The organism is Streptomyces sp. CWNU-52B (assembly GCF_047444975.1).
GTDB lineage: Bacteria > Actinomycetota > Actinomycetes > Streptomycetales > Streptomycetaceae > Streptomyces.
Window position 1 is genome coordinate 1 of the sequence record NZ_JBLFJV010000015.1, and the last position, 4,468, is coordinate 4,468.

A 4,468-nucleotide genomic window follows, 5' to 3' on the forward strand; every position below is an offset into this window, starting at 1 on the left:
TCGCGATCGGCCCGGACCGCTTCCGGGAGCTGCTCGACGGCTTCCACCTCGTCGACGAGCACTTCCGCACCGCGCCCGCCGAGTCCAACGTGCCGCTGCTGCTCGGCCTGCTGGGCGTCTGGTACGGCGACTTCTTCGACGCCCAGTCGCACGCGGTGCTGCCGTACTCGCACTACCTGTCCAAGTTCACCGCGTACCTGCAGCAGCTGGACATGGAGTCCAACGGCAAGTCGGTGGACCGCGAGGGTCATCCGGTGGAGTGGCAGACCGGCCCGGTGGTGTGGGGCACCCCCGGCACCAACGGCCAGCACGCGTACTACCAGCTCATCCACCAGGGCACGAAGACGATCCCGGCGGACTTCATCGGCTTCGCCGAGCCGGTCGCCGAGCTCAGCGACGGGCTCAAGGCGCAGCACGATCTGCTGATGGCCAACTTCTTCGCGCAGACGCAGGCGTTGGCCTTCGGCAAGACGCCGGACGAGGTGCGGGCGGAGGGGGTGCCGGAGGAGTTGGTGCCGCACAAGACCTTCGAGGGGAATCACCCGACGACGACGATCCTCGCCCGCGAGCTGACCCCGTCGGTTCTTGGGCAGTTGATCGCGCTCTACGAGCACAAGGTGTTCGTGCAGGGGGCGATCTGGAACATCGACTCGTTCGACCAGTGGGGGGTCGAGCTGGGGAAGGTTCTGGCGAAGCGGGTGGAGCCGGCGCTCACGGAGGGGGCGGAGGTGCCCGGCCTGGACCCGTCCACGACCGCCCTCGTGGCGACGTACCGCGAGCTGCGGGGGCGTGGCCGTGGGTAGCCAGGTGCGGGTCCGCTGTGGCTGGTCGCGCAGTTCCCCGCGCCCCTGAAAGATCGCGCAGTTCCCCGCGCCCCTGGGTACCCAGGGGCGCGGGGAACTGCGCAGCGGGGGCTCGGCCGTCAGGGGGAAGCCGGTGGGTACAGGGCCCGGGGCAGCGCGGAGGCTGCCGCGGCGTCCAGTAGCCACAGGGTGCGTGCGCGGCCGTACGCCCCGGCCGCCGGTGCCTGGATCTCGCCCGCGCCGGACAGCGCCATCGCCGCCGCCTGCGCCTTGTCCTCGCCCGCCGCGAGCAGCCACACCTCCCGCGCCGCCCGGATCGCGGGCAGCGTGAGCGTGATCCGTACCGGCGGCGGCTTCGGCGCGCCGTGCACACCCACCACCGTCCGCTCCGTCTCACGCACCGCCGGCAGCTCCGGGAAGAGCGACGCCACGTGCGTGTCGGGCCCGACGCCCAGCATCAGTACGTCGAAGGACGGGACGGGCCCGTGCGTCTCCGGCCCGGCGGCCTCGGCGAGTTCGGCCGCGTAGGCCTCCGCCGCCGTGTCCGCGTCCGAGCCGTAGGGGCCGTCCGACGCGGGCATGGCGTGCACGCGCTCGGGGTCCAGCGGCACCGAGTCCAGGAGCGCCTCACGGGCCTGGGTGACGTTGCGCTCGGGGTCGCCCTCGGGCAGGAACCGCTCGTCGCCCCACCACAGGTCGAGCCGGCTCCAGTCGACGGCGTCCCGGGCGGGGGCCGCCGCGAGCGCCGCCAGCAGGCCGTTGCCGTTGCGGCCACCGGTCAGCACGATCGAGGCGTACCCGCGCGAGGCCTGCGCGTCCACGACCTTCGTGATCAGCCGGGCCGCCGCGGCCTGGGCCATCAGCTCCTTGTCGCGGTGGACGACCAGCTGGGGAGTGCCGGTGCTCACTGGGGGTCCGCCTTCTTGACCGGGGGCATCTGGGCGGGAGTGGGCCGCACGCTCTCACCGTCGCCCGCCCGCGGTGCAGGGGAGGCGTCGGCCGGAGAGGCGTCGGCCGAGGAGGCGTCCGGCACCGGGCGCACCGGGAGCGACCCCGGCGTCCAGGTGGCCGCCTCGGGCCGCTGCGAGGCCGACTGGATGCCGCCCAGCCGGTCCACCCCGAACCGCAGCGCGGACGCGTACGTCTCGTCCGGGTCGAGCCTGCGCAGCTCCTCCGCGAGCAGCTCGGACGTCTCGCGGCGCTTGAGGGCCACCGCGCGGTCCGGCTGGCCGGGCAGCGCCAGCGTGGCCATCGCCCCGTCCGAGCGGTGCAGGGTGATGGGGCCACCGGTCGTCTCCAGGCGCACCTGGGTCAGACCGGGACCCGCGGAGACGGCACGCCGCACGTGCACGTGGAGGCGGTCGGCGAGCCACATGGCGAGCAGTTCGACGCTCGGGTTGGCCTCCTCGCCCGCCACCTCGACGGAGACGACCTCGCACTCGACCTGGTCGAGCGCGGCGGCCAGCATGGAGCGCCACGGGGTGACCCGGGCCCATGCGAGGTCGGTGTCGCCCGGCTCGTAGCTCTCGGCGCGGGTCCGCAGGTTCTCGACGGGCTTCTCCGACGCGTAGCTGTCGGTGACCCGGCGCTGGCCCAGGGCGCCCAGCGGGTCGCCCGCCGGGTCGCGGGGCGCGTCCACCGACCACCAGACGACCACCGGGGCGTCCGGCAGGAGCAGGGGCAGGACGACCGACTGGGCGTGGTCGGACACCTCGCCGTACAGCCGCAGGACGACCGTCTCACCGGTGCCGGCGTCCGCGCCGACCCTTATCTCGGCGTCCAGCCGTGACGTCGTACGGTCGCGGGGTGAGCGCGAGACGCGCTTGATGACGACGAGGGTGCGCGAGGGGTGCTCGCGCGAGGCGTCGTTGGCGGCCTTCAGGGCGTCGTAGGCGTTCTCCTCGTCGGTGACGATGACGAGGGTGAGCACCATGCCGACGGCGGGGGTGCCGATGGCCCGGCGCCCCTTCACGAGGCCCTTGTTGATCTTGCTGGCCGTGGTGTCCGTAAGGTCGATTTTCATGGCCGACGCCAGCTCCGTCCGTCTCGCTCGAGCATTTCGTCGGCCTCGACGGGTCCCCAGGTGCCGGACGGGTACTGCGCGGGCCTGCCGTGCTTGTCCCAGTACTCCTCGATCGGGTCGAGGATCTTCCAGGACAGCTCGACCTCCTCGGTGCGCGGGAACAGGTTCGAGTCGCCGAGCAGGACGTCGAGGATGAGCCTCTCGTACGCCTCGGGGCTGGACTCGGTGAACGACTCGCCGTACGCGAAGTCCATCGAGACGTCCCGGATCTCCATGGAGGTGCCGGGCACCTTGGAGCCGAAGCGGACCGTGATGCCCTCGTCGGGCTGGACGCGGAAGACGATCGCGTTCTGGCCCAGCTCCTCCGTCGCCGTGTGGTCGAAGGGGGAGTGCGGGGCGCGCTGGAAGACCACCGCGATCTCCGTCACCCGGCGGCCGAGGCGCTTGCCGGTGCGGAGGTAGAAGGGGACGCCCGCCCAGCGGCGGTTGTCCACCTCCACCTTGATCGCCGCGTACGTGTCGGTCTTCGACTGGGGGTCGATACCGTCTTCCTGGAGGTAGCCGACGGCCTTCTCGCCGCCCTGCCAGCCTTCGGCGTACTGGCCGCGGACCGTGCTCTCGCCCAGGTCCCGGGGCAGCCTGACCGCGCCGAGCACCTTGGTCTTCTCGGCGGCGAGCGCGTCCGCGTCGAAGGAGGCGGGCTCCTCCATGGCCGTGAGGGCCATCAGCTGGAGCAGGTGGTTCTGGATGACGTCACGGGCGGCGCCGATGCCGTCGTAGTAGCCGGCGCGGCCGCCGATGCCGATGTCCTCGGCCATCGTGATCTGTACGTGGTCGACGTAGGACCGGTTCCAGATCGGCTCGAACATCTGGTTGGCGAAGCGCAGCGCCAGGATGTTCTGGACCGTCTCCTTGCCCAGGTAGTGGTCGATACGGAAGACCTGGTCGGGGGCGAAGACCTCTTCGACGGTGCTGTTGAGGTCCTCGGCCGACTTGAGGTCGTGGCCGAAGGGCTTCTCGATGACCGCGCGCCGCCAGGAACCGCTGGACTGGTCGGCGAGGCCGTGCTTCTTCAGCTGCTGGATGACCACCGGGAACGCGGACGGCGGCACGGACAGGTAGAAGGCGAAGTTGCCGCCCGTGCCCTGTGCCTTGTCCAGCTCCCCGATCGTGTCGCGCAGCCGCTCGAACGCGTCGTCGTCGTCGAAGGTGCCCTGGACGAAGCGCATCCCCTGGACGAGCTGCTGCCAGACCTCCTCACGGAACGGCGTACGCGCGTGTTCCTTGACGGCGTCGTGGACCTCCTGGGCGAAGTCCTCGTTCGCCCACTCGCGGCGGGCGAAGCCGACGAGCGAGAAGCCCGGCGGCAGCAGGCCGCGGTTGGCAAGGTCATAAACGGCAGGCATAAGCTTTTTACGGGACAAATCGCCCGTGACCCCGAAGATGACGAGGCCCGACGGCCCCGCGATACGCGGGAGCCGTCGGTCCGCCGGGTCACGCAGCGGATTGCTGCTCGACAAGATTTCAGCCCTCCGAAGGGGCGAGGCGCTGGAGTTCCGCCTCGGTCGACTTGAGCAGGTCGGTCCAGGCGGCCTCGAACTTCTCGACGCCCTCGTCCTCCAGGAGCTGGACCACTTCGTCG

Annotated in this window: 3 protein-coding genes and 2 pseudogenes; 1 reads left to right on the top strand and 4 read right to left on the bottom strand. The window is 71.4% G+C overall.

All coding sequences use genetic code 11. From position 1 onward, the window contains the following. Nucleotides 1-803 (top strand): annotated as a pseudogene (locus ACLVWQ_RS16105) (glucose-6-phosphate isomerase); the annotation flags it as partial. 119 nt (nt 804-922) lie between these two features. On the opposite strand, the gene pgl reads toward ACLVWQ_RS16105, so the two are convergent. The 4 genes and pseudogenes from pgl to ACLVWQ_RS16125 form a co-directional block, all read right to left on the bottom strand. Beyond that, nucleotides 923-1,711: a 6-phosphogluconolactonase gene (gene pgl, locus ACLVWQ_RS16110; protein WP_414109393.1), complete on the bottom strand. Its 789-nt coding sequence runs from the start codon at nt 1,709-1,711 to the stop codon at nt 923-925. Continuing rightward, nucleotides 1,708-2,826, bottom strand: coding sequence for a glucose-6-phosphate dehydrogenase assembly protein OpcA (gene opcA / locus ACLVWQ_RS16115; protein ID WP_414109394.1), 1,119 nt, complete (start codon nt 2,824-2,826; stop codon nt 1,708-1,710). The genes pgl and opcA overlap by 4 nt, the downstream gene beginning before the upstream one ends. Further along, nucleotides 2,823-4,346 carry a glucose-6-phosphate dehydrogenase gene (zwf, locus tag ACLVWQ_RS16120; protein ID WP_414109395.1) on the bottom strand — a complete coding sequence of 508 codons (1,524 nt, stop codon included), beginning with the start codon at nt 4,344-4,346 and terminating at the stop codon, nt 2,823-2,825. The genes opcA and zwf overlap by 4 nt, the downstream gene beginning before the upstream one ends. A 4-nt stretch (nt 4,347-4,350) precedes the next feature. Further along, a pseudogene (locus ACLVWQ_RS16125) lies at nt 4,351-4,468 on the bottom strand (transaldolase); the annotation flags it as partial.